This is a genomic window from Arthrobacter sp. HMSC06H05, assembly GCF_001807395.1.
Taxonomy (GTDB): Bacteria; Actinomycetota; Actinomycetes; order Actinomycetales; family Micrococcaceae; genus Pseudoglutamicibacter; species Pseudoglutamicibacter albus.
The window spans coordinates 1-20485 of record NZ_KV788966.1 but is presented as its reverse complement, the minus strand read 5'-3'; the positions used below and the strand labels follow the sequence as shown (position 1 = coordinate 20485).

At 59.0% G+C, this 20485-nt stretch carries 31 protein-coding genes; all 31 read left to right on the top strand.

Going from position 1 to position 20485, the window contains the following annotated elements:
• Positions 1–38 precede the first annotated feature (38 nt).
• The 31 genes from fusA to rplQ all read left to right on the top strand — a co-directional run bounded on the left by fusA (position 39) and on the right by rplQ (position 20381).
• A complete protein-coding gene (gene fusA / locus HMPREF3160_RS00150; RefSeq protein ID WP_035758022.1) occupies positions 39–2153 on the top strand; it encodes an elongation factor G in 2115 nt (704 codons plus the stop codon).
• A 242-nt stretch (positions 2154–2395) separates the two neighbouring features.
• Positions 2396–3589: an elongation factor Tu gene (gene tuf / locus HMPREF3160_RS00145; protein WP_070506333.1), complete on the top strand. Its 1194-nt coding sequence runs from the start codon at positions 2396–2398 to the stop codon at positions 3587–3589.
• 475 nt (positions 3590–4064) lie between these two features.
• A complete protein-coding gene (gene rpsJ / locus HMPREF3160_RS00140; protein ID WP_035758027.1) occupies positions 4065–4373 on the top strand; it encodes a 30S ribosomal protein S10 in 309 nt (102 codons plus the stop codon).
• A 21-nt stretch (positions 4374–4394) separates the two neighbouring features.
• Positions 4395–5045, top strand: coding sequence for a 50S ribosomal protein L3 (gene rplC / locus HMPREF3160_RS00135; RefSeq protein WP_035758030.1), 651 nt, complete (start codon positions 4395–4397; stop codon positions 5043–5045).
• A gap of 3 nt (positions 5046–5048) precedes the next feature.
• Positions 5049–5654 (top strand): 50S ribosomal protein L4, encoded by a 606-nt coding sequence (rplD, locus tag HMPREF3160_RS00130; RefSeq protein WP_035758031.1) that lies wholly within the window; start codon positions 5049–5051, stop codon positions 5652–5654.
• Entirely contained in the window at positions 5651–5959 is a 309-nt protein-coding gene (gene rplW / locus HMPREF3160_RS00125) for a 50S ribosomal protein L23 (RefSeq protein WP_035758034.1), read from the top strand. The genes rplD and rplW overlap by 4 nt, the downstream gene beginning before the upstream one ends.
• A gap of 34 nt (positions 5960–5993) precedes the next feature.
• Positions 5994–6833 carry a 50S ribosomal protein L2 gene (gene rplB, locus HMPREF3160_RS00120; protein ID WP_035758037.1) on the top strand — a complete coding sequence of 280 codons (840 nt, stop codon included), beginning with the start codon at positions 5994–5996 and terminating at the stop codon, positions 6831–6833.
• Positions 6834–6843: 10 nt separating this feature from the next.
• Positions 6844–7125, top strand: a complete 282-nt coding sequence (rpsS, locus tag HMPREF3160_RS00115) for a 30S ribosomal protein S19 (RefSeq protein ID WP_035758039.1) — start codon at positions 6844–6846, stop codon at positions 7123–7125.
• 44 nt (positions 7126–7169) lie between these two features.
• On the top strand, positions 7170–7535 hold the full coding sequence (gene rplV, locus HMPREF3160_RS00110) for a 50S ribosomal protein L22 (RefSeq protein WP_035758042.1): 366 nt from the start codon (positions 7170–7172) through the stop codon (positions 7533–7535).
• Positions 7536–8318 carry a 30S ribosomal protein S3 gene (gene rpsC / locus HMPREF3160_RS00105; RefSeq protein WP_035758044.1) on the top strand — a complete coding sequence of 261 codons (783 nt, stop codon included), beginning with the start codon at positions 7536–7538 and terminating at the stop codon, positions 8316–8318. It begins immediately after the preceding gene.
• Complete coding sequence (gene rplP, locus HMPREF3160_RS00100; RefSeq protein ID WP_035758047.1) at positions 8318–8734, top strand: 50S ribosomal protein L16; 417 nt, start codon at positions 8318–8320, stop codon at positions 8732–8734. Before rpsC ends, rplP begins: the two co-directional genes overlap by 1 nt.
• A gap of 5 nt (positions 8735–8739) precedes the next feature.
• A complete protein-coding gene (rpmC, locus tag HMPREF3160_RS00095; RefSeq protein ID WP_035758050.1) occupies positions 8740–9033 on the top strand; it encodes a 50S ribosomal protein L29 in 294 nt (97 codons plus the stop codon).
• Positions 9033–9323, top strand: a complete 291-nt coding sequence (gene rpsQ, locus HMPREF3160_RS00090; protein ID WP_035758053.1) for a 30S ribosomal protein S17 — start codon at positions 9033–9035, stop codon at positions 9321–9323. The genes rpmC and rpsQ overlap by 1 nt, the downstream gene beginning before the upstream one ends.
• 437 nt (positions 9324–9760) lie before the next feature.
• Positions 9761–10129 carry a 50S ribosomal protein L14 gene (gene rplN, locus HMPREF3160_RS00085; protein WP_035758055.1) on the top strand — a complete coding sequence of 123 codons (369 nt, stop codon included), beginning with the start codon at positions 9761–9763 and terminating at the stop codon, positions 10127–10129.
• Between the two features lie 3 nt (positions 10130–10132).
• On the top strand, positions 10133–10477 hold the full coding sequence (gene rplX, locus HMPREF3160_RS00080; RefSeq protein WP_035758058.1) for a 50S ribosomal protein L24: 345 nt from the start codon (positions 10133–10135) through the stop codon (positions 10475–10477).
• On the top strand, positions 10477–11046 hold the full coding sequence (gene rplE / locus HMPREF3160_RS00075) for a 50S ribosomal protein L5 (RefSeq protein WP_035758061.1): 570 nt from the start codon (positions 10477–10479) through the stop codon (positions 11044–11046). The genes rplX and rplE overlap by 1 nt, the downstream gene beginning before the upstream one ends.
• Before the next feature lie 79 nt (positions 11047–11125).
• Positions 11126–11524 (top strand): 30S ribosomal protein S8, encoded by a 399-nt coding sequence (gene rpsH, locus HMPREF3160_RS00070; protein ID WP_035758064.1) that lies wholly within the window; start codon positions 11126–11128, stop codon positions 11522–11524.
• Between the two features lie 17 nt (positions 11525–11541).
• Positions 11542–12078: a 50S ribosomal protein L6 gene (gene rplF, locus HMPREF3160_RS00065; RefSeq protein ID WP_035758067.1), complete on the top strand. Its 537-nt coding sequence runs from the start codon at positions 11542–11544 to the stop codon at positions 12076–12078.
• Between the two features lie 2 nt (positions 12079–12080).
• The gene (rplR, locus tag HMPREF3160_RS00060) at positions 12081–12452 is read left to right on the top strand and encodes a 50S ribosomal protein L18 (protein ID WP_035758070.1); all 372 of its coding nucleotides are present in this window, start codon (positions 12081–12083) and stop codon (positions 12450–12452) included.
• A gap of 8 nt (positions 12453–12460) precedes the next feature.
• Positions 12461–13150, top strand: coding sequence for a 30S ribosomal protein S5 (gene rpsE, locus HMPREF3160_RS00055; RefSeq protein ID WP_070506364.1), 690 nt, complete (start codon positions 12461–12463; stop codon positions 13148–13150).
• Complete coding sequence (gene rpmD, locus HMPREF3160_RS00050; protein ID WP_035758073.1) at positions 13150–13356, top strand: 50S ribosomal protein L30; 207 nt, start codon at positions 13150–13152, stop codon at positions 13354–13356. Before rpsE ends, rpmD begins: the two co-directional genes overlap by 1 nt.
• Positions 13357–13358: 2 nt before the next feature.
• Positions 13359–13817 (top strand): 50S ribosomal protein L15, encoded by a 459-nt coding sequence (rplO, locus tag HMPREF3160_RS00045; RefSeq protein ID WP_035758076.1) that lies wholly within the window; start codon positions 13359–13361, stop codon positions 13815–13817.
• A 285-nt stretch (positions 13818–14102) separates the two neighbouring features.
• A complete protein-coding gene (gene secY, locus HMPREF3160_RS00040) occupies positions 14103–15410 on the top strand; it encodes a preprotein translocase subunit SecY (protein ID WP_035758078.1) in 1308 nt (435 codons plus the stop codon).
• Positions 15407–15976, top strand: coding sequence for an adenylate kinase (locus tag HMPREF3160_RS00035; RefSeq protein WP_035758080.1), 570 nt, complete (start codon positions 15407–15409; stop codon positions 15974–15976). Before secY ends, HMPREF3160_RS00035 begins: the two co-directional genes overlap by 4 nt.
• A 121-nt stretch (positions 15977–16097) precedes the next feature.
• Positions 16098–16916 (top strand): type I methionyl aminopeptidase, encoded by an 819-nt coding sequence (gene map / locus HMPREF3160_RS00030; RefSeq protein WP_256173680.1) that lies wholly within the window; start codon positions 16098–16100, stop codon positions 16914–16916.
• 192 nt (positions 16917–17108) lie between these two features.
• Positions 17109–17330 (top strand): translation initiation factor IF-1, encoded by a 222-nt coding sequence (gene infA, locus HMPREF3160_RS00025; RefSeq protein ID WP_035758084.1) that lies wholly within the window; start codon positions 17109–17111, stop codon positions 17328–17330.
• A 135-nt stretch (positions 17331–17465) separates the two neighbouring features.
• Positions 17466–17579, top strand: coding sequence for a 50S ribosomal protein L36 (gene rpmJ, locus HMPREF3160_RS09505; RefSeq protein WP_083285170.1), 114 nt, complete (start codon positions 17466–17468; stop codon positions 17577–17579).
• Positions 17580–17741: 162 nt separating this feature from the next.
• Positions 17742–18116, top strand: a complete 375-nt coding sequence (rpsM, locus tag HMPREF3160_RS00020) for a 30S ribosomal protein S13 (protein WP_035758086.1) — start codon at positions 17742–17744, stop codon at positions 18114–18116.
• 52 nt (positions 18117–18168) lie between these two features.
• A complete protein-coding gene (gene rpsK, locus HMPREF3160_RS00015) occupies positions 18169–18576 on the top strand; it encodes a 30S ribosomal protein S11 (RefSeq protein WP_035758087.1) in 408 nt (135 codons plus the stop codon).
• Positions 18577–18743: 167 nt separating this feature from the next.
• The gene (locus tag HMPREF3160_RS00010; protein ID WP_035758089.1) at positions 18744–19733 is read left to right on the top strand and encodes a DNA-directed RNA polymerase subunit alpha; all 990 of its coding nucleotides are present in this window, start codon (positions 18744–18746) and stop codon (positions 19731–19733) included.
• A gap of 75 nt (positions 19734–19808) precedes the next feature.
• On the top strand, positions 19809–20381 hold the full coding sequence (gene rplQ, locus HMPREF3160_RS00005; RefSeq protein ID WP_070506331.1) for a 50S ribosomal protein L17: 573 nt from the start codon (positions 19809–19811) through the stop codon (positions 20379–20381).
• The last annotated feature ends 104 nt before the right edge of the window (positions 20382–20485 follow it).

Here is a 20485-nt window from a genome sequence, read left to right as displayed (position 1 = left end):
CCACCGGGTATTGACACCTCAACCGTAAGGGAGACACCGTGGCACTCGACGTGCTCACCGACCTTAAGAAGGTCCGCAACATCGGCATTATGGCCCACATCGATGCGGGCAAGACCACTACTACGGAACGCATCCTGTTCTACACGGGTGTGAACCACAAGCTCGGCGAGACGCACGACGGTGCATCGACGACCGACTGGATGGAGCAGGAGAAGGAGCGCGGTATTACCATTACCTCCGCTGCAGTCTCCGCTTACTGGAATGACAACCAGATCAACGTCATCGACACCCCAGGCCACGTTGACTTCACCGTTGAAGTTGAGCGTTCCCTGCGCGTTCTCGACGGCGCTGTCGCTGTCTTCGACGCCAAGGAAGGCGTTGAGCCGCAGTCCGAGACCGTGTGGCGTCAGGCAGACAAGTACGGCGTTCCACGCATTTGCTTCGTCAACAAGATGGACAAGATGGGCGCTGACTTCTACCACACGGTAGGAACCATCGTCTCCCGTCTGGGCGCTAAGCCACTCGTGATGCAGCTGCCAATCGGCGCTGAGAGCGATTTCGTTGGCGTTGTTGACCTCGTCAGCATGAAGGCTCTCAAGTGGGAAGCTGATTCGAAGGGTGACGTATCCCTCGGCCAGAAGTACACCACTGAAGAGATCCCAGCTGATCTGAAGGACAAGGCTGAGGAATACCGCGCAAAGCTCGTCGAAGACGTCGCAGAAGCTGACGAAGAGCTCATGGAGAAGTACCTCGAAGGCGAGGAAATCACCGAAGCTGAGCTCAAGGCCGGTATCCGCAAGCTGACCGTTGCCGACGAAGCCTACCCAGTCTTCTGCGGCTCCGCGTTCAAGAACCGCGGCATTCAGCCAATCCTCGACGCCATCGTCGACTACCTGCCATCGCCGCTGGACGTTCCACCGATGCACGGTACCGACCCGAAGGACGAGACGGTTGAGCTGACCCGTAAGCCATCCGTCGACGAGCCGTTCTCGGCTCTCGCGTTCAAGATCGCATCCCACCCATTCTTCGGCACCCTGACCTTCATCCGCGTCTACTCGGGCCGCCTCGAATCCGGTGCTCAGATCCTGAACTCGACCAAGGGTAAGCGCGAACGCATCGGCAAGATGTTCCAGATGCACGCGAACAAGGAACAGCCAGTCGAAGAGATCGTAGCAGGCCACATCTACGCGGTCATCGGCCTCAAGGACACCACCACTGGTGACACCTTGTGCGCATCCGATGCTCCGATCATCCTCGAATCGATGACCTTCCCAGAGCCAGTGATCTTCGTTGCTATCGAGCCGAAGACCAAGGGCGACCAGGAGAAGCTCTCCAACGCGATCCAGAAGCTCGTCGCTGAAGACCCAACCTTCACCGTTTCTCTTAACGACGAAACCGGCCAGACCGAAATCGGCGGCATGGGCGAGCTGCACCTCGACGTCTTCGTCGACCGCATGAAGCGCGAATTCAAGGTTGAAGCGAACGTCGGTAAGCCACAGGTTGCATACCGCGAAACCATCCGCCGCACCGTGGAGAAGGTCGACTTCACCCACAAGAAGCAGACCGGTGGTTCCGGCCAGTTCGCAAAGGTCCAGGTCACTTTCGAACCTCTCGAGGTCGAAGGCGACACCATCTACGAGTTTGAGAATGCCGTCACCGGTGGCCGTATTCCACGCGAATACATCCCATCCGTTGACCAGGGTATCCAGGAAGCCATGGAACTCGGTGTCCTGGCTGGCTACCCGATGGTCGGCGTCAAGGCAACCCTGCTCGACGGTGCATACCACGATGTTGACTCGTCTGAAATGGCGTTCAAGATCGCAGGCTCCCAGGTTTATAAGGAAGCCATGAAGCGTGCCAACCCGGTTCTGCTCGAGCCGGTCATGGCCGTTGAGGTCCGCACCCCAGAAGAGTACATGGGCGATGTCATCGGTGACCTGAACTCCCGCCGCGGCTCCATCCAGTCGATGGATGACGCTCAGGGCGTTCGCGTCGTCAAGGCTCAGGTTCCGCTTTCGGAGATGTTCGGCTACATCGGCGACCTGCGTTCCCGTACGCAGGGCCGCGCCGTGTACTCGATGGTCTTCGACAGCTACGCCGAGGTGCCGAAGAGCGTCGCGGACGAGATCATCCAGAAGTCCCGCGGCGAGTAATTCCTGTGGGTAGAACGAGTGGGCGGCACTGCCGCGAGTAGTACCGCCCACTCGTTCACCGCCGGAGCAGCTTTACAGGCTGGCCGGCGGACGAACAGGGATCACCGCTAAGGTGAGGCAGATCTCACTGGATCCCGCTGAATTTTCATAAACCAACACGCCATCAGTAAACTGATTGATAGCTTGCTCACCAAAAGAGTGAGCAGTAGGAAGTTTGCTGAAAACAGTTCTAGGAGGAATCTGTGGCAAAGGCAAAGTTTGACCGCTCTAAGCCGCACGTAAACGTCGGCACCATCGGCCACGTTGACCACGGCAAGACGACGCTGTCCGCCGCTATCTCGAAGGTATTGGCAGACCGCTTCCCGTCTGACACCAACGTCGGCTATGACTTCGAAAACATTGACTCCGCTCCGGAAGAGCGCCAGCGCGGTATTACCATCTCCATCTCCCACGTGGAGTACGAGACCGAGAAGCGTCACTACGCACACATTGACGCTCCAGGCCACGCTGACTACGTCAAGAACATGATCACCGGTGCTGCTCAGATGGACGGCGCAATCCTCGTGGTTGCTGCTACCGACGGCCCAATGGCTCAGACTCGCGAGCACGTTCTGCTGGCACGCCAGGTTGGCGTTCCTGCCCTGCTCGTTGCACTCAACAAGTGCGACATGGTTGACGACGAAGAGCTCCTCGACCTCGTTGAGATGGAGGTTCGCGAACTTCTGTCCTCCCAGGGCTTCGACGGCGACGAGGCTCCAGTCATCCGCGTTTCCGCTTACCAGGCGCTGCAGGGCGACGAGAAGTGGGCTGACTCCATCATGGAGCTCATGAACGCTGTTGACGAGTACATCCCAGACCCAGTCCGCGAGAAGGATCAGCCATTCCTGATGCCAATCGAGGACGTCTTCACCATTACCGGTCGCGGTACCGTTGTTACCGGCCGTGCAGAGCGCGGTACCCTCAAGCTCAACTCCGAGGTTGAGATCGTTGGTCTGCGCCCACTGCAGAAGACCACCGTTACCGGTATCGAGATGTTCCACAAGCAGCTCGACGAAGCATGGGCTGGCGAGAACTGTGGTCTGTTGCTCCGCGGTCTCAAGCGTGAAGACGTTGAGCGCGGTCAGGTTGTTGTCGAGCCAGGCTCGATCACCCCACACACCGAGTTCGAGGCAAACGTGTACATCCTCTCCAAGGACGAGGGTGGCCGCCACAACCCGTTCTACTCGAACTACCGCCCACAGTTCTACTTCCGTACGACTGACGTGACCGGTGTTATTACCCTCCCAGAGGGCACCGAGATGGTTATGCCAGGTGACACCACCGAGATGACCGTCGAGCTCATCCAGCCAATCGCTATGGAAGAGGGCCTCGGCTTCGCTATCCGTGAGGGTGGCCGCACCGTTGGTTCCGGCCGCGTCACCAAGATCATCAAGTAAGACCCGTCTTACTGATCTGGCGCAGGCCACATCGACATGATGTGAATCAGCCATAACGAAACGCCATAACGAAAAGGGGTCCGATTCTCCGCAAGGGGAGTCGGACCCCTTTCGCGTCCCCGCCGCCCACACCCGAAATGAGGCAACCGACGTTGAGCCCATCACATTATTTTGTGAATCAACACAGGATGTGCCACACTAGATAAGTTGGCTTTTTGGGCCTAGAACCAAGATGCCAACACGGTCCCTGCACAAATGACGGCGGATAACACCACACCGGTGAAGACACGCCCGAGTGCGTGGATCGGAGCTCGGCCGAGGCAAGGAACCCTGAAGTATTTAGGATTTGGCTCGCAACCGGGCGTGCCGGTTACAGCAAGCGCATAGAGAACCAGACCTTCCTGGAACTAGCTGCCACCGCTGTGACCCGTGAGGCACACATCAATAACAGTGCTAACAACGTAAGGAAGACAGCATGGCGGGACAGAAAATCCGCATCCGGCTGAAGTCATACGACCACGAAGTCATTGACACCTCCGCACGCAAGATCGTGGATACCGTCACTCGTGCCGGCGCAACCGTCGTCGGCCCAGTGCCGCTGCCAACGGAGAAGAACACGTTCACCGTGATTCGCTCCCCACACAAATACAAGGACTCCCGCGAACACTTCGAGATGCGCACCCACAAGCGCCTCATCGACATCGTGGATCCAACTCCAAAGGCCGTCGATTCGCTCATGCGCCTCGACCTGCCAGCGGATGTCAACATCGAAATCAAGCTTTAATAGGGAGGTGCTGAGATAACTATGACCGCAAGCCGCAACATCAAGGGCCTGCTGGGCACGAAGCTCGGCATGACCCAGGTCTGGGATAAAGACAACAACCTGATCCCGGTCACCGTCGTCAAGGCTGACGCTAACGTCGTCACCCAGCTGCGCAACGAAGAGCGCGACGGCTACACCGCGATCCAGATCGGCTACGGCCAGGTAGACCCAACCAAGGTCACTAAGCCACTCGTTGGCCACTTCAAGGCCGCAGGCGTGACCCCACGCCGCCACGTAGCTGAAGTACGTACCGCTGACGCCGCAGACTACGAACTCGGTCAGGAACTGACCGTCGAACAGTTCGAAGCCGGTTCCAAGGTAGACATCACCGGAACCACCAAAGGTAAGGGCTTCGCAGGTGCAATGAAGCGCCACGGCTTTTCCGGCGCAGGCGCATCCCACGGTCAGCACAAGAACCACCGCAAGCCAGGCTCCGTAGGCCAGGCGTCGACCCCAGGTCGCGTCTTCAAGGGCAAGAAGCTTCCGGGCCGCATGGGCGTTGAGCGTCAGACCACCCTGAACCTCACGGTTCACGGTGTTGACGCAGAAAACAACCTCCTGCTCATCAAGGGCGCAGTCCCAGGTCCGCGTGGCCAGGTTGTCCTGGTTCGCACTGCAGTGAAGGGAGCCTAACCAATGGCTATCAAAACCGTAAAGGTTGATCTCCCAGCAGAGATCTTCGATACCGAGGCCTCCGTTGCTCTCTTGCACCAGGTAGTTGTTGCGCAAGAGGCAGCACGCCGCCAGGGTACGCACAAGACCAAGACCCGCGCTGAACGCTCCGGCTCCGGCATCAAGCCGTTCCGCCAGAAGGGGACCGGCCGTGCACGTCAGGGCTCCATCCGCGAGCCACAGATGCGCGGCGGTGGTATCGCACACGGCCCAGTGCCACGCGACTACTCCCAGCGCACCCCTAAGAAGATGAAGGCGGCTGCACTGCGCGGCGCCCTCACCGATCGTGCCCGCCACGATCGCATCCACGTCGTAGAGGACATCATCACGGGCGACACCCCGTCGACCAAGCAGGCACGCGAAAACCTCAAGTCCCTCACGACCCGGAAGAACCTGCTCGTGGTGCTTGAACGCGCCAACGACGTCGCAGCTCTGTCCGTGCGTAACCTTGAGAACGTTCACGCCCTGTTCGCGGACCAGCTCAACACCTACGATGTGCTCCGCGCTGATGACGTCATCTTCACGAAGGCTGCCTTCGACGCCTTCACCGGTAAGGAGGACGCCAAGTGACTAACATCAACCGTCGCACGGCCCACGACGTGATCGTCGCTCCGGTCGTTTCGGAGAAGAGCTACAACCTGATCGACGAGGGTCAGTACACCTTCCTGGTGGACCCACGCTCGAACAAGACCGAAATCAAGGCTGCAGTAGAGGAGATCTACGGCGTCAAGGTTGCATCGGTCAACACCAGCAATCGCCCGGGTAAGCGTACGCGTACCCGTTTCGGTTGGGGACAGCGCAAGAACACCAAGCGCGCGATCGTCACCCTCCAGGGCGATGACACCATCGACATCTTCGGCGGTCCGGTCGCCTAAGGCAACCGGAGACCACTTTAACGAGGAACAATAAATGGCAATTCGCAAATACAAGCCGACAACGCCGGGCCTTCGTGGCGCGTCCGTTGCCGACTTCGCAGAAATTACGCGCAGCACGCCAGAGAAGTCCCTTCTCCGCCCGCTGCACAAGACCGGTGGCCGTAACAACACCGGCCGCATCACGACCCGTCACAAGGGTGGTGGACACAAGCGCCAGTACCGACTGATCGACTTCCGTCGCGCAGACAAGGACGGCGTACCGGCGAAGGTCGCGCACATCGAGTACGACCCGAACCGCACCGCCCGTATCGCACTGCTGCACTACGTGGACGGCACCAAGCGCTACATCGTAGCGCCGGAACGTCTCAAGCAGGGCGACCGCGTCGAGTCCGGCCCGAACGCTGACATCAAGCCAGGTAACAACCTGCCGCTGCGCAACATCCCAGTGGGTACCGTTGTGCACGCGATCGAGCTCCGCCCAGGTGGCGGCGCCAAGATGGCTCGTTCCGCTGGTGCATCCGCTCAGCTGGTAGCCCGCGAAGGCAAGTACGCACAGTTGCGTCTGCCATCCGGCGAAATCCGCAACGTTGACGTACGCTGCCGCGCAACCGTCGGCGAAGTCGGTAACGCTGAGCAGATCAACATCAACTGGGGTAAAGCTGGCCGCATGCGCTGGAAGGGCGTACGCCCAACCGTTCGCGGTGTCTCCATGAACCCGGTTGACCACCCACACGGTGGTGGTGAAGGCCGTACCTCCGGTGGCCGTCACCCAGTCAACCCAGCCGGTAAGAAGGAAGGCCGCACGCGCCGTCCTAACAAGTCCAGCGACAAGCTCATTGTGCGCCGTCGCCGCACTGGCAAGAACAAGCGATAGGAGCTCTTAGATGCCACGCAGCCTTAAGAAGGGCCCCTTCGTTGATCAGCACCTTCTTGTGAAGGTCCTGAACCAGAACGAAGCAGGTACCCGCAACGTCATCAAGACGTGGTCCCGCCGTTCCATGATCGTGCCGGACATGCTCGGCCACACGATCGCTGTGCACGACGGACGTAAGCACATCCCAGTGTTCATCACTGAGTCGATGGTCGGACACAAGCTCGGCGAGTTCGCTATGACGCGTACTTTCCGCGGCCACGTGAAGGACGACAAGAAGGGCAAGCGCCGCTGACCATAGGTCAGAGGTTGCAGCTCCTTCCTTAGGAAAGGAAAGCAATGGAAGCCAAGGCAATTGCGCGCCACCTGCGCGTTACGCCGATGAAGGCCCGGCGCGTCGTCAATCTTGTCCGCGGCAAGCAGACGACCGAGGCACTGGCCATCCTGAAGTTCGCCCAGCAGGGCGCTTCGGAGCCTGTGTACAAGGTTGTCGCCTCCGCTGTCGCGAACGCGCGCCAGAAGGCCGATCAGCAGGGTCTGCCGTTCAATGAGGACGAGCTCTACATCAGCGAAGCCTATGTAGACGAAGGCCCAACCATGAAGCGGTTCCAGCCACGCGCCCAAGGCCGTGCATTCCGCATCAACAAGCGCACCAGCCACGTCACCGTGGTCGTTGCCACGCCTGAGAAGGGTGGGGAGAAGTAAATGGGTCAGAAGATTAATCCAAACGGCTTCCGACTCGGCATCACCACCGACCACGTGTCGCGCTGGTTCGCCGATTCGAAGCTGCCGGGTCAGTCCTACGCTGACTTCGTCAAGGAAGACGTCAAAATCCGTTCGCTGGTGACTGACGGCATGGATCGTGCCGGCATCTCCAAGGTCGAGATCGAACGTACCCGTGACCGTGTACGCGTGGACATCCACACTGCACGCCCGGGTATCGTGATCGGCCGCCGCGGCGCGGAAGCCGACCGTCTTCGCGGCGAGCTCGAGAAGCTCACCAACAAGCAGGTTCAGCTGAACATCCTCGAGGTCAAGAACCCAGAGACCGATGCACAGCTGGTAGCTCAGGGAATCGCTGAGCAGCTTGCCTCCCGCGTGGCGTTCCGCCGTGCAATGAAGAAAGCCATCCAGTCCGCGATGCGCGCCGGCGCCAAGGGCATCCGTGTCCAGTGCTCCGGTCGCCTCGGTGGCGCAGAAATGAGCCGCCGCGAGTTCTACCGCGAAGGTCGCGTGCCACTGCACACCCTCCGCGCGAACATCGACTACGGCTTCTTCGAAGCAAAGACCACCTTCGGCCGCATCGGCGTGAAGGTCTGGGTCTACAAGGGAGACGTCACTGATAAGGAACTGGCTGCACAGCAGGCAGCAGCACCAGGCCGTGGTGGCCGTCGCGGCGACCGCCGTGGTGGCCGCGGTGGCGAGCGCCGCCGTCGTCACGATCGTGGTGCAGCAGCTCCAGCAGCAGCTGAAGGAGGCAACGCCTGATGCTGATTCCACGTCGCGTCAAGTACCGCAAGCAGCACCACCCAGGCCGTAAAGGCATGGCCTCTGGTGGCACCGAGGTGACTTTCGGTGAGTGGGGCATCCAGGCCCTGACTCCCGCATACGTCACCAACCGCCAGATCGAAGCTGCACGTATTGCGATGACCCGCCACATCAAGCGTGGCGGTAAGGTCTGGATCAACATCTTCCCAGACCGTCCATTGACCAAGAAGCCTGCCGAAACCCGCATGGGTTCCGGTAAGGGTTCCCCGGAGTGGTGGGTTGCAAACGTCAAGCCAGGCCGCGTTATGTTCGAACTGGCTGGCGTTTCCGAAGAGGTCGCACGCGAAGCTCTTCGCCTGGCAATCCACAAGCTTCCGCTGAAGGCGCGTATTGTGCGCCGCGAGGGTGGTGAATGATCCCAATGGCTATCGGTTCTAAGGATCTCGCAGTCGATAAGCTCGACGGCATGGACAACGCTCGTCTGAACGAGGAGCTTGCAAACGCAAAGAAGGAACTGTTCAACTTGCGTTTCCAGGCTGCAACCGGTCAGCTCGAGCAGCATGGTCGCCTCAAGGCTGTCAAGCGCGACATCGCTCGTATCTACACGATTCTTCGTGAGCGCGAGCTCGGCATCCGCGAGGATGTCGTCGCAACCCAGGCTGACGAGAAGAAGAAGACCAAGAAGAAATCCAAGAAGGCGGAGGACGCTAAGTGATGAGCGAAAAGGAGAACGCTGTGGCCGAAGAGGCACAAGCCCGCGGTTACCGCAAAACCCTGCGCGGTTACGTGGTGTCCGACAAGATGGACAAGACCGTTGTGGTCAACGTTGAGGACCGTGTCAAGCACGCCCTCTACGGCAAGGTCATGCGCCGTTCCAAGCGCGTGAAGGCCCACGACGAGAACAACACCGCTGGTGTTGGCGACTTGGTCATCGTGGCTGAGACCCGCCCACTGTCCAAGGACAAGTGCTGGCGTCTGGTTGAGATCGTCGAAAAGGCGAAGTAAGCCAGGCTCGTCTGCAGCTTATATAGCTAACGGGGCAGTAGCACGCTGACCCGGACAGGCCGGAACTGTGAGCGCGATAACGCGATTACGGTTCCGGCCTTCTTTTTGTTAGACTGGGACGTCCGTGCGTTAGCCGGCTACGCGCGCCCTAAAACAGGTGAAGCAAGACCCATGGTCTGAAACATCTGTGAAAGGCACGTGAACGGAGACTATCCACCTCCGACCAGCTGACACTGAAGATCAGCCAGCCACACCATCGGCGGCTTAGGTAATTCAAGCACGGGCTCAGACCGAAAGCCTCGGCCTTGAATCCCTCCACTGGAGCAGTACACCTGCCCGACGCATGGTTTCAGGGGTAAGCGATGGTCTGAGAAGTCCATTCATTCCGTTCCGCAAGGCTTCGAGTACGAAGAACCAGCGAGACACAGGAGAGACTAGTGATTCAGCAGGAATCGCGACTGAAGGTCGCCGACAACACGGGCGCCAAGGAAATCCTGGCCATCCGCGTTCTCGGCGGAACCAACCGTCGCTATGCAGGAATTGGTGACGTCATCGTCGCCACCGTCAAGGACGCGATCCCTGGCGGAAACGTGAAGAAGGGCGACGTCGTCAAAGCCGTCGTCGTCCGTACCAAGAAGGAACGTCGCCGCGTTGACGGTTCGTACATCAAGTTCGACGAAAACGCAGCCGTAATCCTCAAGAACGACAACGAGCCACGCGGTACGCGTATCTTCGGGCCAGTCGCCCGCGAGCTGCGCGATAAGCGTTTCATGAAGATCGTTTCGCTGGCGCCGGAGGTGCTCTGACTCATGGGTGCAAAGATCAAGAAAGACGACCTGGTACAGGTCCTGTCCGGCAAGGACAAGGGGCTGCAGGGCAAGGTTCTGAAGGTTATCCCGTCTGAGCAGCGCGTGATTGTTGAAGGCGTCAACGTCGTCACCAAGCACAACCGAGTAGGCCAGACTGACCGCGGTTCCAAGACCGGCGGCATCGAGAAGGTAGAGGCACCGATCCACGTATCCAACGTCGCGATCGTTGACCCAGAAACCAAGAAGCCAACCCGTGTTGGTTTCCGCCTCGAAACCGTAACCAAGGACGGCCGCGAAAAGACCGTCCGCGTTCGTTACGCCAAGGCTTCCGGGAAGGATCTGTGATGACTGAGACCACTACCAAGATCCAGCCGCGTCTGAAGACGAAGTACCGCGACGAGATCCGCGACGAACTGCAGAAGCAGTTCGACTACAAGAACGTCATGGAAGTTCCAGGCCTTGTGAAGGTCGTTGTGAACATGGGCGTTGGCGAAGCCGCACGTGACTCGAAGGTCATCGAAGGCGCAGTACGCGACCTGACCGCGATCACCGGCCAGAAGCCACTTGTATCCAAGGCTCGCAAGTCGATTGCACAGTTCAAGCTGCGCGAAGGCATGCCAATCGGCGCCTACGCGACCCTGCGCAACGACCGCATGTGGGAGTTCGTTGACCGCCTCGTCACGCTGGCACTGCCACGTATCCGTGACTTCCGTGGTCTGAACCCTAAACAGTTCGACGGCAACGGGAACTACACCTTCGGTCTGACCGAGCAGGTTATGTTCCATGAAATCGATCCAGACAAGATCGACCGCACCCGCGGTATGGACATCACCCTCGTGACCACCGCTAAGACCGACGAAGAAGGCCGCGCACTGCTCAAGGCGCTGGGCTTCCCGTTCAAGAACGAAAACTAAACCAACTACGTCGAAGGTCCTTAGCAACAAGCCCTAACAGGCAGCGAGGAAACCCCGACGAGGAAGGGCACAAGCCCACATGACCATGACAGATCCGGTCGCAGACATGCTGACGCGTCTGCGCAACGCGAACTCTGCACACCATGAGGACGTCACCATGCCGTCCTCCAAGCTGAAGGTCCGCATCGCGGAAATCCTCAAGGCTGAAGGCTACATCGCCGACTACGCCGAAGAGGAAGCCCGCGTTGGTAAGAACCTCAAGATTGACCTGAAGTTCGGCCCAAACCGTGAGCGCGCCATCGCAGGCGTACGCCGCGTGTCCAAGCCGGGCTTGCGCGTCTACGCGAAGTCCACTGAGCTGCCTAAGGTATTGGGTGGTCTTGGCATCGCGATCCTGTCCACGTCTTCCGGTCTTCTCACCGACCGGCAGGCAGAGTCCAAGGGCGTTGGCGGCGAAGTCGTCGCTTACGTCTGGTAAGGGAAGGGGAAGACACTATGTCACGTATCGGACGTCTTCCGATCACCATTCCCTCGGGCGTCGAGGTCAAGATCGACGGCCAAGAGGTTTCCGTGAAGGGCCCAAAGGGCGAACTCTCCCACACCGTTCCATCGATGCTGACTGTTTCTCAGGAAGAGAACACCGTCAAGGTCGAACGTCCGGATGACGAGCGTGAAACCCGCGGCCAGCACGGCCTGACCCGCACCTTGATCAACAACATGATCGTAGGTGTCACCGAGGGCTACTCCAAGAAACTCGAAATCACCGGTACCGGTTACCGCGTTATGGCCAAGGGCCAGGATCTCGAGTTCCAGCTCGGCTTCTCGCACCCCATCATGGTGAAGGCCGCCGAAGGCGTGACCTACACCGTGGAAGGCACCAACAAGGTGACCGTTTCGGGTATCGACAAGCAGCGCGTCGGCGAAGCCGCCGCGAAAATCCACAAGCTCCGTAAGCAAGATCCTTACAAGGGTAAGGGCATCAAGTACGAGGGCGAAGTCATCCGCCGCAAGGTCGGAAAGGCAGGTAAGTGACTATGGCTCTGGCTACAAAGAAGAGCTCCCGGGCTGCCTCCCGCAGCCGTCGTCACGCTCGTGTGCGCAAGCACATCGTGGGCACCGCTGTCCGTCCGCGCCTCGTCGTATCCCGCTCCGCGCGCCACATTGTCGCGCAGATCGTGGACGATGGCCGCGGCGTGACGCTCGCGTCCGCCCGCACCATGGAAGCCGATATTCGTGCTTTCGAGGGTGACAAGACCGCAAAGGCTAAGCGTGTTGGCGAACTCATCGCCGAACGCGCGAAGGCAGCCGGTATCGAAGCCGTGGTTTTCGACCGCGGCGGTAACAAGTATCACGGCCGCGTGGCCGCGGTCGCCGAAGGCGCGCGTGAAGGTGGGCTGGCACTGTGAGTGAAGAAATGAAGAACGAAGCCCCTGTGGAAGAGCAGAACAAAACCCAGGGCGAAGAGCAGAAAGACGCCGGTCAGCGTCGCGGACGTGGCGAAGGCCGCGGTCGCGGTGAAGGCCGTGGACGTGGCGAAGATCGCGGCCGTGGCCGTGACAACCGCCGTGGCCAGGACGAGGACAAAGACAAGTTCCTCGAGCGCGTCGTAACCATTAACCGTGTTTCCAAGGTTGTCAAGGGTGGTCGTCGCTTCAGCTTCACCGCTCTTGTCGTAGTAGGTGACGGCAACGGCATGGTTGGCGTCGGCTACGGTAAGGCCAAGGAAGTTCCAGCAGCCATCCAGAAGGGTGTGGAAGAAGCTAAGAAGAACTTCTTCCGCGTTCCACGCGTTGGCACCACCATCCCGCACCGCGTCAAGGGCGAAGCCGCTGCAGGCGTCGTTCTCCTTGTCCCGGCCGCTGAGGGTACTGGTGTTATCGCTGGCGGTCCGGTACGTGCAGTACTCGAATGCGCTGGCATTCACGATGTGCTGTCCAAGTCGATGGGCTCCACGAACCAGATCAACATCGTGCACGGCACCATCGCTGCGCTGAAGTCGCTTGAAGAGCCAGCAGCTGTTGCTGCTCGCCGCGGCTTGGCCCTCGATGAGGTCGCTCCAAGCGCGATGATCCGCAAGATGCAGAACGCGAAGGCAGGTGCCTAATTATGAAGAACCTGACTCCGTCTGATGCAAAGCTGAACATCACCCTTGTTCGTTCCGTCGCTGGCCGCACCCCGGCACAGCGTGAGACGGTCCGTTCGCTGGGTCTCAAGCGCATCGGCCACACGGTTGAGCGCACCGCAGACGCAGTAACCGTTGGCATGGTGAACAAGGTGAAGCACCTGGTTGAGGTCGAGGAGGCCAAGTAACCATGTCTGAGAACACTGAGAACCCGATCAAGATCCACGATCTTGCCCCGGCACCAGGTTCCCGCAAGTCCAAGACTCGCGTTGGCCGTGGTGAAGCATCCAAGGGTAAGACCGCAGGTCGCGGTACCAAGGGCACCAAGGCTCGTCGCCAGGTACCTGCAGGCTTCCAGGGCGGTCAGCTTCCGCTGCACATGCGCCTGCCGAAGCTCCGCGGCTTCAAGAACCCATTCCGCACCGAGTACCAGGTTGTCAACCTGACCCGCCTTGAGGAACTGTTCCCAGAGGGCGGCGAGGTCACCGTTGAGGCACTCGTTGCTAAGGGCGCGGTACGCAAGAACCAGCCAGTCAAGGTGCTTGGCACCGGCGAACTGAACGTGAAGCTCGATGTGAAGGTCAATGCCTTCTCCGCATCGGCTTCTGAGAAGATTCAGGCAGCTGGCGGTTCCGCTACCACCGTCTAATGATTCGTTGGGTGTTGTGTGAGCGGATGACTCTCACATAGCGCTCTTTGTCAAGGGGGCCTCTTCCGTAGAAGTCGGGAGAGGCCCCCTTTCTCACCTATGTTTTCTGCCCCGTGTGCCGAGGGACCGCGTTTCGCGCTTGCGCAAAGAGTTTCCCTGGAAATTATCAGGTGATAAATTAGCCCCGGCTTACACTTAGCGGTAGAATCCCAAGAGCTTTACTGTGTTCTGGACAGTTGTGTCCTAAGAACGCAGCTAGATAGTCCACATGCAAGGAGTCCACGCGTGCTGAGCGCAATATCAAGGGTTTTCAAAACCCCAGATCTGCGGCGCAAACTGCTGTTTACGATCGGCATTATCATCGTTTACCGCATCGGCGTTTTCATTCCGTCCCCAGGTGTGGACTATTCCGCGGTCAACCAGTGTCTAGCGATCTCAGAGACCACGGGTGGTCTCTACGAGTTCGTTAACTTGTTCTCCGGTGGCGCACTGCTGCAGGTTTCGATCCTTGCGATGGGCATTATGCCCTACATTACTGCCTCCATTATTGTGCAGTTGTTGCGCGTGGTTGTCCCGCACTTTGAAGCCCTCCATAAGGAGGGCCAAGCTGGCCAGGCGAAGCTGACTCAGTACACGCGTTACCTCACGGTCGGTTTGGGCCTTTTGCAGGCCACCACGTTGGTCACGCTCGCTAACACCGGCAACCTGTTCCCGGGTTGCCCAGTAGAGATCTTCCCGGAGAGCACTCTGTGGACTATTTCGCTTGCGATCGTCGCGCTCACCGCCGGTACGGTCTTCATCATGTGGCTCGGTGAGCTGGCAACCGAACGCGGTGTCGGTAACGGTATGTCTTTGCTGATCTTCGTTTCGATCGTCGCTGGCTTCCCAGGTTCGATGATGAACATCCTTCAGCAGAAGGGCTGGTTCATCTTCATCGTCGTGATCATCCTTGGCCTCGTGGTTCTGGGTTGTGTGGTCTTCGTTGAGCAGTCGCAGCGTCGCGTACCTGTTCAGTACGCCAAGCGAATGATTGGTCGCCGCACGGTGGGCGGTACCTCCACGTACATCCCGATCAAGGTCAACATGGCTGGCGTGATCCCGGTGATCTTCGCGTCCTCGCTGCTGACGCTGCCGATGATGATGGTCCAGTTCAACCAGGACCCGCAGGGCAATATGCCTGGCTGGGTTGAGTGGATCAACGCTAACCTCGCTACCACCTCGGCGCCACTGCACATGGTTCTGTACCTGCTGCTGGTGTTCGGTTTCACTTATTTCTACGTCTCCATCACGTTCAACCCGGTTGATGTTGCAGACGACATGAAGAAGTACGGCGGCTTTATTCCGGGCATCCGCGCGGGCGAGCCGACCGCTAAGTATCTGAGCTACGTCTCGTCCCGTATCACGTTTGCTGGCGCCGTCTACTTGGCGTTGATCGCGATCATCCCAGTGGTTGCGTTGGTTTCGGTCGGGGCAAACCAAAACTTCCCATTCGGTGGTACCTCGCTGCTGATTATGGTTGGTGTTGGTCTTGAGACGGTCAAGCAGATCAACGCTCAGATGCAGCAACGACACTACGAAGGACTTCTGCGATGACAAAGCGTTTGTTGATTGTTGGCCCTCCGGGCTCAGGTAAGGGTACTCAGGCTGCACGTATCACCGAGGGTTTGGGTGTTGTAGCGATCTCGACCGGCGACATTTTCCGGGCCAACGTGAAAAAAATGACCCCGCTGGGTGTTGAGGCGAAGAAGTACATGGATCGCGGGGACTACGTTCCGGACTCGGTCACGAACTCGATGGTTGAAGACCGTCTGGCCCAGGATGACGTCAAGGATGGCTTCTTGCTGGATGGCTACCCACGTACGGTTGCTCAGGTTGAGTTCCTCGATGAGGTTTTGAAGCCCAAAGGCCAGGAGCTTGATGCAGTCATCTTGCTGGCAGCAGATGAGGACGAACTGGTTAAGCGTCTTCTGAAGCGTGCAGAGATCGAGGGCCGTGAGGATGACACCGAAGAGGTCATTCGCCACCGTTTGACGGTCTACAAGGAGCAGACCGCCGATGTGGTTGCGGCCTACCGTGAACGCGGCCTGGTCCGTGAGGTCGATGGCCTCGGTGAGCTCGATGAGGTCACCGGACGCATCATGAACGCGTTGAAGGCCTAATTTTCAGAAGGCCTGAAGCGTTGAAGGTTTAGAGATTGTTTGGGCGGCGCCCGGTCCTCGTTTGCGGGGTCGGGCGCCGCTTGTTTGTTTCGTTTCTGGAGTATGGAGGAGGGGCGCTAGGGTGCGCTCGATTGAATACAAGAAGCCGGCGGAGCTGAAGCGGATGGCTGATGCGGGTGTGGTTTTACGTGAGGCACTCGATGAGACGGTCGCCGCAGCTAAGCCTGGAGTGACCACGCTGGAGCTGGATCAGGTGTTCCGCGGAGTGCTTGACCGCCACGGGGCGAAAAGTAACTTCTTGGGGTATTACGGTTTTCCGGCCACGATCTGCGCTTCCGTCAATGAAGAGGTTGTTCACGGGATCCCGGGGGAGAAGGTCCTTGAGGACGGCGATGTTCTGAAGATCGACGGTGGCGCGATCGTCGATGGTTGGCATGCCGATTCTGCACGCACGGTTCTGATCGGTAAGCCATCGGAGGCGGACCGACGCTTGTCTGACATCACGCATGAGGCGATGTGGGCTGGCATCGCTGCGGCCGCATCGGCCCGTTTCGTGGGGCAGATCGGGCAGGCGATCGAGGCGTCGGTGCACCAACAGGGCGGGCATGATCTAGGGATCCTCGAGGACTACTGCGGCCACGGGATCGGCTCCGAGATGCATATGGCCCCGGATGTTCTCAACTACGCCGCGGACTACCGCGGCCCGCGCATCAAGCCGGGCATGGCGCTAGCAATCGAGCCGATGCTGGTCACTGGAAGCTTGGATACCAAGACGTTGGCTGATGACTGGACCGTGGTCACTACCGATGGTGGCCGGGCCTCGCAGTGGGAACACACGGTACTGATCCACCGTGGCGGAATCTGGGTATCGACCGCAGAAGACGGCGGCGCCGCTGACCTAGCTCGCTACGGCGTCACCCCGGCGCCGGTTCAGGCCTAGCACACGCGCCAGTAGTGGCCGGCACGCGAGGGCGATCCGCCTCACACGCGGTTGCTTGAATATGTGCTAGTGAGCTAGGATGGATAGCTGGTTGCTTTGCCACGCATTTAACGTGCAAAGTAGCTGGTCAATCATCGCTATCCGTTGGCATCACGCTCGTGGTGTTGGCGGGTTCGGACGTTAGCGGAGGATATGGGTAAGAAAGAAGGAGTCATCGAGCTGGAGGGCACCGTTACGGAGGCCCTGCCAAACGCGATGTTCCGTGTTCGTTTGCAAAATGATCACGTAGTTTTGGCGACCATCTCTGGAAAGATGCGCCAGCACTACATCCGAATTCTTCCCGAGGACCGCGTGGTCGTTGAACTGACCCCGTATGACCTCAACCGTGGACGGATTGTCTACCGCTACAAGTGATCTCCGAAGATCCAGTCACGGCGAACCCTGCGGAAGGGTCCGCCGTTGGTCTGTGTCTGAAGAGGAATTTGCAGTCTGACGTGATGTTTGAACAACTAAAAACTGATCAATCAGAAACGTAAGGACACAACCGACGTGAAGGTCCATCCGAGCGTGAAGCCGATTTGCGACGACTGCCGCGTTATTCGTCGTCACGGCGTCGTTATGGTTATTTGCTCCAACCCTCGCCACAAGCAGCGCCAGGGCTAAGCGAAACAGTCGACGCACGGCACCACGCCACACATTGAAAATAAGCAGTACCGGGTAGTACCGCTACCGTCTACCCTCGGGCTACCAGGAGGCCGGGGCCGCACCTGAAGGTGCGGAGGGTATTGCCGAACACCTCCTGAACACAGTAAGGAAGAGACCACTATGGCTCGTCTCGCCGGTGTTGATATTCCGCGCGATAAGCGCGCAATCATCGCACTCACCTACATCTATGGCGTGGGCAAGACCCGTGCCGCCGAGACCCTCGAAGCAACGGGCATCGACCCGAACACGCGCATCAAGGATCTCAGCGACGATCAGCTCGTGAAGCTGCGCGACCACATCGAGGGCTCCTACACGGTTGAAGGTGACCTTCGCCGTGAGGTTGCAGCCGATATTCGCCGCAAGGTTGAAATCGGCTCCTACCAGGGTGTGCGTCACCGTCAGGGCCTGCCGGTCCACGGTCAGCGCACCAAGACCAACGCTCGCTCGCGCAAGGGTCCTAAGCAGACCGTTGCCGGTAAGAAGAAGGCCCGCTAATCCACGCGGTTAGCTCGCCCAATTTAGAGAAGACTTTCAGGTAGGAGTAAAAATGCCCCCAAAGGGTCAGGCCACGAGCGCGGCACGTAAGCCGCGTCGCGTAGTCAAGAAGAATGTTGCGCAGGGTCATGCGCACATCAAGTCCACGTTTAACAACACCATCGTTTCGATCACCGACCAGACCGGTGCTGTGATCTCCTGGGCCTCTTCGGGCCAGATGGGTTTCAAGGGCTCGCGCAAGTCGACCCCGTACGCTGCGCAGATGGCTGCCGAGAAGGCCGCTAAGGAAGCGCAGAACCACGGCATGCGCAAGGTCGATGTTTTTGTGAAGGGCCCGGGTTCGGGTCGCGAAACCGCAATCCGTTCGCTTCAGGCAGCAGGCCTCGAGGTTGGCTCCATTCAGGATGTCACCCCGGTTGCACACAACGGCTGCCGCCCGCCGAAGCGTCGTCGCGTCTAGTACGCGGGTTGCGCGCTGGACAACGCAATGCAGTACAAAATGTGTTGTGGTGTCCTGTCCCGGAAGATCCGATGTTCTTCCCCCGGAGTGGGGAGCAACAGTTCCTCATTCACCCAGTCGCCATCTGCAGCGTCATATAGCGGACGCTCGCTGAAAGGACAACATCCGTGCTAATTGCACAGCGCCCGACCCTGACCGAAGATCAGCTGTCTGAGACCCGTTCACGCTTCACCCTTGAGCCGCTTGAGCCAGGTTTTGGCTACACGATCGGTAACTCTCTGCGCCGTACTCTGCTTTCCTCCATCCCAGGTGCCGCTGTAACCAGCGTGCGCATCGAGGGTGTTCTGCACGAGTTCACGACCGTTGAGGGTGTCAAGGAGGACGTCACCGAGATCGTTCTCAACGTGAAGCAACTCTCCGTTTCCTCTGAGCACGACGAACCAGTTGTTGCGTACCTGCGCAAGCAGGGCCCTGGCGTTGTCACCGCTGGTGACATCTCTGCACCTGCAGGTGTTGAGATCCACAACCCAGAGCTTGAGATCGCAACGCTCAACGAAAACGGAAACTTCGATATGGAGCTCACCATTGAGCGCGGCCGCGGCTACGTGTCCGCCGCTCAGAACAAGCGTGAAGATTCCGAAATCGGCCGTATTCCGGTTGACTCGATCTACTCGCCGGTTCTCAAGGTGACGTTCCGCGTAGACGCAACCCGTGTTGAGCAGCGCACTGACTTTGACAAGCTCATTCTCGATGTCGAGACCAAGCCGTCGATGTCTCCACGTGACGCTGTAGCCTCCGCCGGCGTGACCCTCGTTGGTCTGTTCGGCTTGGCGCACGAGCTCAACAAGGAATCCGAAGGCGTCGAGATCGGCCCATCCCCAACGGATGAGCAGGCAGCCGCTGACATGGCACTGCCGATCGAAGATCTTGAGCTTACGGTGCGTTCCTACAACTGCCTGAAGCGCGAGGGTATCCACACCGTTGGTGAGTTGGTAGCCCGCTCTGAGGCGGATCTCATGGACATCCGTAACTTCGGCGCAAAGTCGATTGACGAGGTCAAGTCCAAGCTCGACGAGCTGGGCCTTGCACTCAAGGATTCACCAGCAGGATACGAAGCTCCTCTGGCGGATGACGACTACGAAACTGAAGAGTTCTGAGTTCGCTCTCTGAAGCGTCTCGCATGGTCTCACCCGCGGTAACGGGTCAGGCCTCACTCAAGGAGATTTACGACTATGCCAACCCCAACTAAGGGCCCACGCCTCGGCGGTAGCCCGGCGCATCAGCGCCTCATTTTGTCCAACATGGCAGGTGAGCTTTTCACCCACGGCCGTTTGAAGACCACGCTGACCCGTGCAAAGCGTCTGCGCCCGTTCGCGGAGAAGCTGATCACGACTGCTAAGGCTGGCGACCTCAACGCTCGCCGCCGCGTACAGTCTGCGATTGCTCCTCGTTCGGCAACGAACAAGAACGCTGTGTACGAACTGCTGACCAACATCGCTCCAGCTATGGCAGAGCGCAACGGTGGTTACACCCGCATCACCAAGATCGGTAACCGCTCCGGTGACAACGCACCGATGGCTGTTATCGAGCTCGTCATGGAGCCGGTTTCCCCTAAGCAGGCTGTTGTGAAGGAAGCCCAGAAGACTACCGAGCAGGCAGCACCTGAGGTGGAGACCCAGGAAGATGCTCCAGCCAATGTTGCTGAGATGGACGAAGCCGCAACCCCGGCTGAGGCCACCGAGGCTGAAGCCACCGAGGCTCCGGCTGAAGAGGCACAAGAGTCTGAGGCCAAGGAAGACAAGTAAGTCCTTCAACGTCCACGTCTTTGCATGTTGAGCTAAGCACCGCTTAGACCACATATAAGTCCCCGCGCCGTAAGTGAACTAGCCCCCGAAAGTTGGACTGGTTT

Coding starts and splice junctions, on each gene's coding strand:
- rplP (WP_035758047.1), top strand. CDS start 8,318: ATGCTGATTCCACGTCGCGTCAAGTACCGCAAGCAGCACCACCCAGGC.
- rplX (WP_035758058.1), top strand. CDS start 10,133: ATGGGTGCAAAGATCAAGAAAGACGACCTGGTACAGGTCCTGTCCGGC.
- rplB (WP_035758037.1), top strand. CDS start 5,994: ATGGCAATTCGCAAATACAAGCCGACAACGCCGGGCCTTCGTGGCGCG.
- rplQ (WP_070506331.1), top strand. CDS start 19,809: ATGCCAACCCCAACTAAGGGCCCACGCCTCGGCGGTAGCCCGGCGCAT.
- rplF (WP_035758067.1), top strand. CDS start 11,542: ATGTCACGTATCGGACGTCTTCCGATCACCATTCCCTCGGGCGTCGAG.
- rplO (WP_035758076.1), top strand. CDS start 13,359: ATGTCTGAGAACACTGAGAACCCGATCAAGATCCACGATCTTGCCCCG.
- rpmC (WP_035758050.1), top strand. CDS start 8,740: ATGGCTATCGGTTCTAAGGATCTCGCAGTCGATAAGCTCGACGGCATG.
- rpsS (WP_035758039.1), top strand. CDS start 6,844: ATGCCACGCAGCCTTAAGAAGGGCCCCTTCGTTGATCAGCACCTTCTT.
- rpsE (WP_070506364.1), top strand. CDS start 12,461: ATGAAGAACGAAGCCCCTGTGGAAGAGCAGAACAAAACCCAGGGCGAA.
- rpsQ (WP_035758053.1), top strand. CDS start 9,033: ATGAGCGAAAAGGAGAACGCTGTGGCCGAAGAGGCACAAGCCCGCGGT.
- rpsM (WP_035758086.1), top strand. CDS start 17,742: ATGGCTCGTCTCGCCGGTGTTGATATTCCGCGCGATAAGCGCGCAATC.
- rpsK (WP_035758087.1), top strand. CDS start 18,169: ATGCCCCCAAAGGGTCAGGCCACGAGCGCGGCACGTAAGCCGCGTCGC.
- rpsC (WP_035758044.1), top strand. CDS start 7,536: ATGGGTCAGAAGATTAATCCAAACGGCTTCCGACTCGGCATCACCACC.
- rplR (WP_035758070.1), top strand. CDS start 12,081: ATGGCTCTGGCTACAAAGAAGAGCTCCCGGGCTGCCTCCCGCAGCCGT.
- rplV (WP_035758042.1), top strand. CDS start 7,170: ATGGAAGCCAAGGCAATTGCGCGCCACCTGCGCGTTACGCCGATGAAG.
- rpsJ (WP_035758027.1), top strand. CDS start 4,065: ATGGCGGGACAGAAAATCCGCATCCGGCTGAAGTCATACGACCACGAA.
- rplC (WP_035758030.1), top strand. CDS start 4,395: ATGACCGCAAGCCGCAACATCAAGGGCCTGCTGGGCACGAAGCTCGGC.
- rplE (WP_035758061.1), top strand. CDS start 10,477: ATGACTGAGACCACTACCAAGATCCAGCCGCGTCTGAAGACGAAGTAC.
- rplD (WP_035758031.1), top strand. CDS start 5,049: ATGGCTATCAAAACCGTAAAGGTTGATCTCCCAGCAGAGATCTTCGAT.
- rpsH (WP_035758064.1), top strand. CDS start 11,126: ATGACCATGACAGATCCGGTCGCAGACATGCTGACGCGTCTGCGCAAC.
- HMPREF3160_RS00035 (WP_035758080.1), top strand. CDS start 15,407: ATGACAAAGCGTTTGTTGATTGTTGGCCCTCCGGGCTCAGGTAAGGGT.
- infA (WP_035758084.1), top strand. CDS start 17,109: ATGGGTAAGAAAGAAGGAGTCATCGAGCTGGAGGGCACCGTTACGGAG.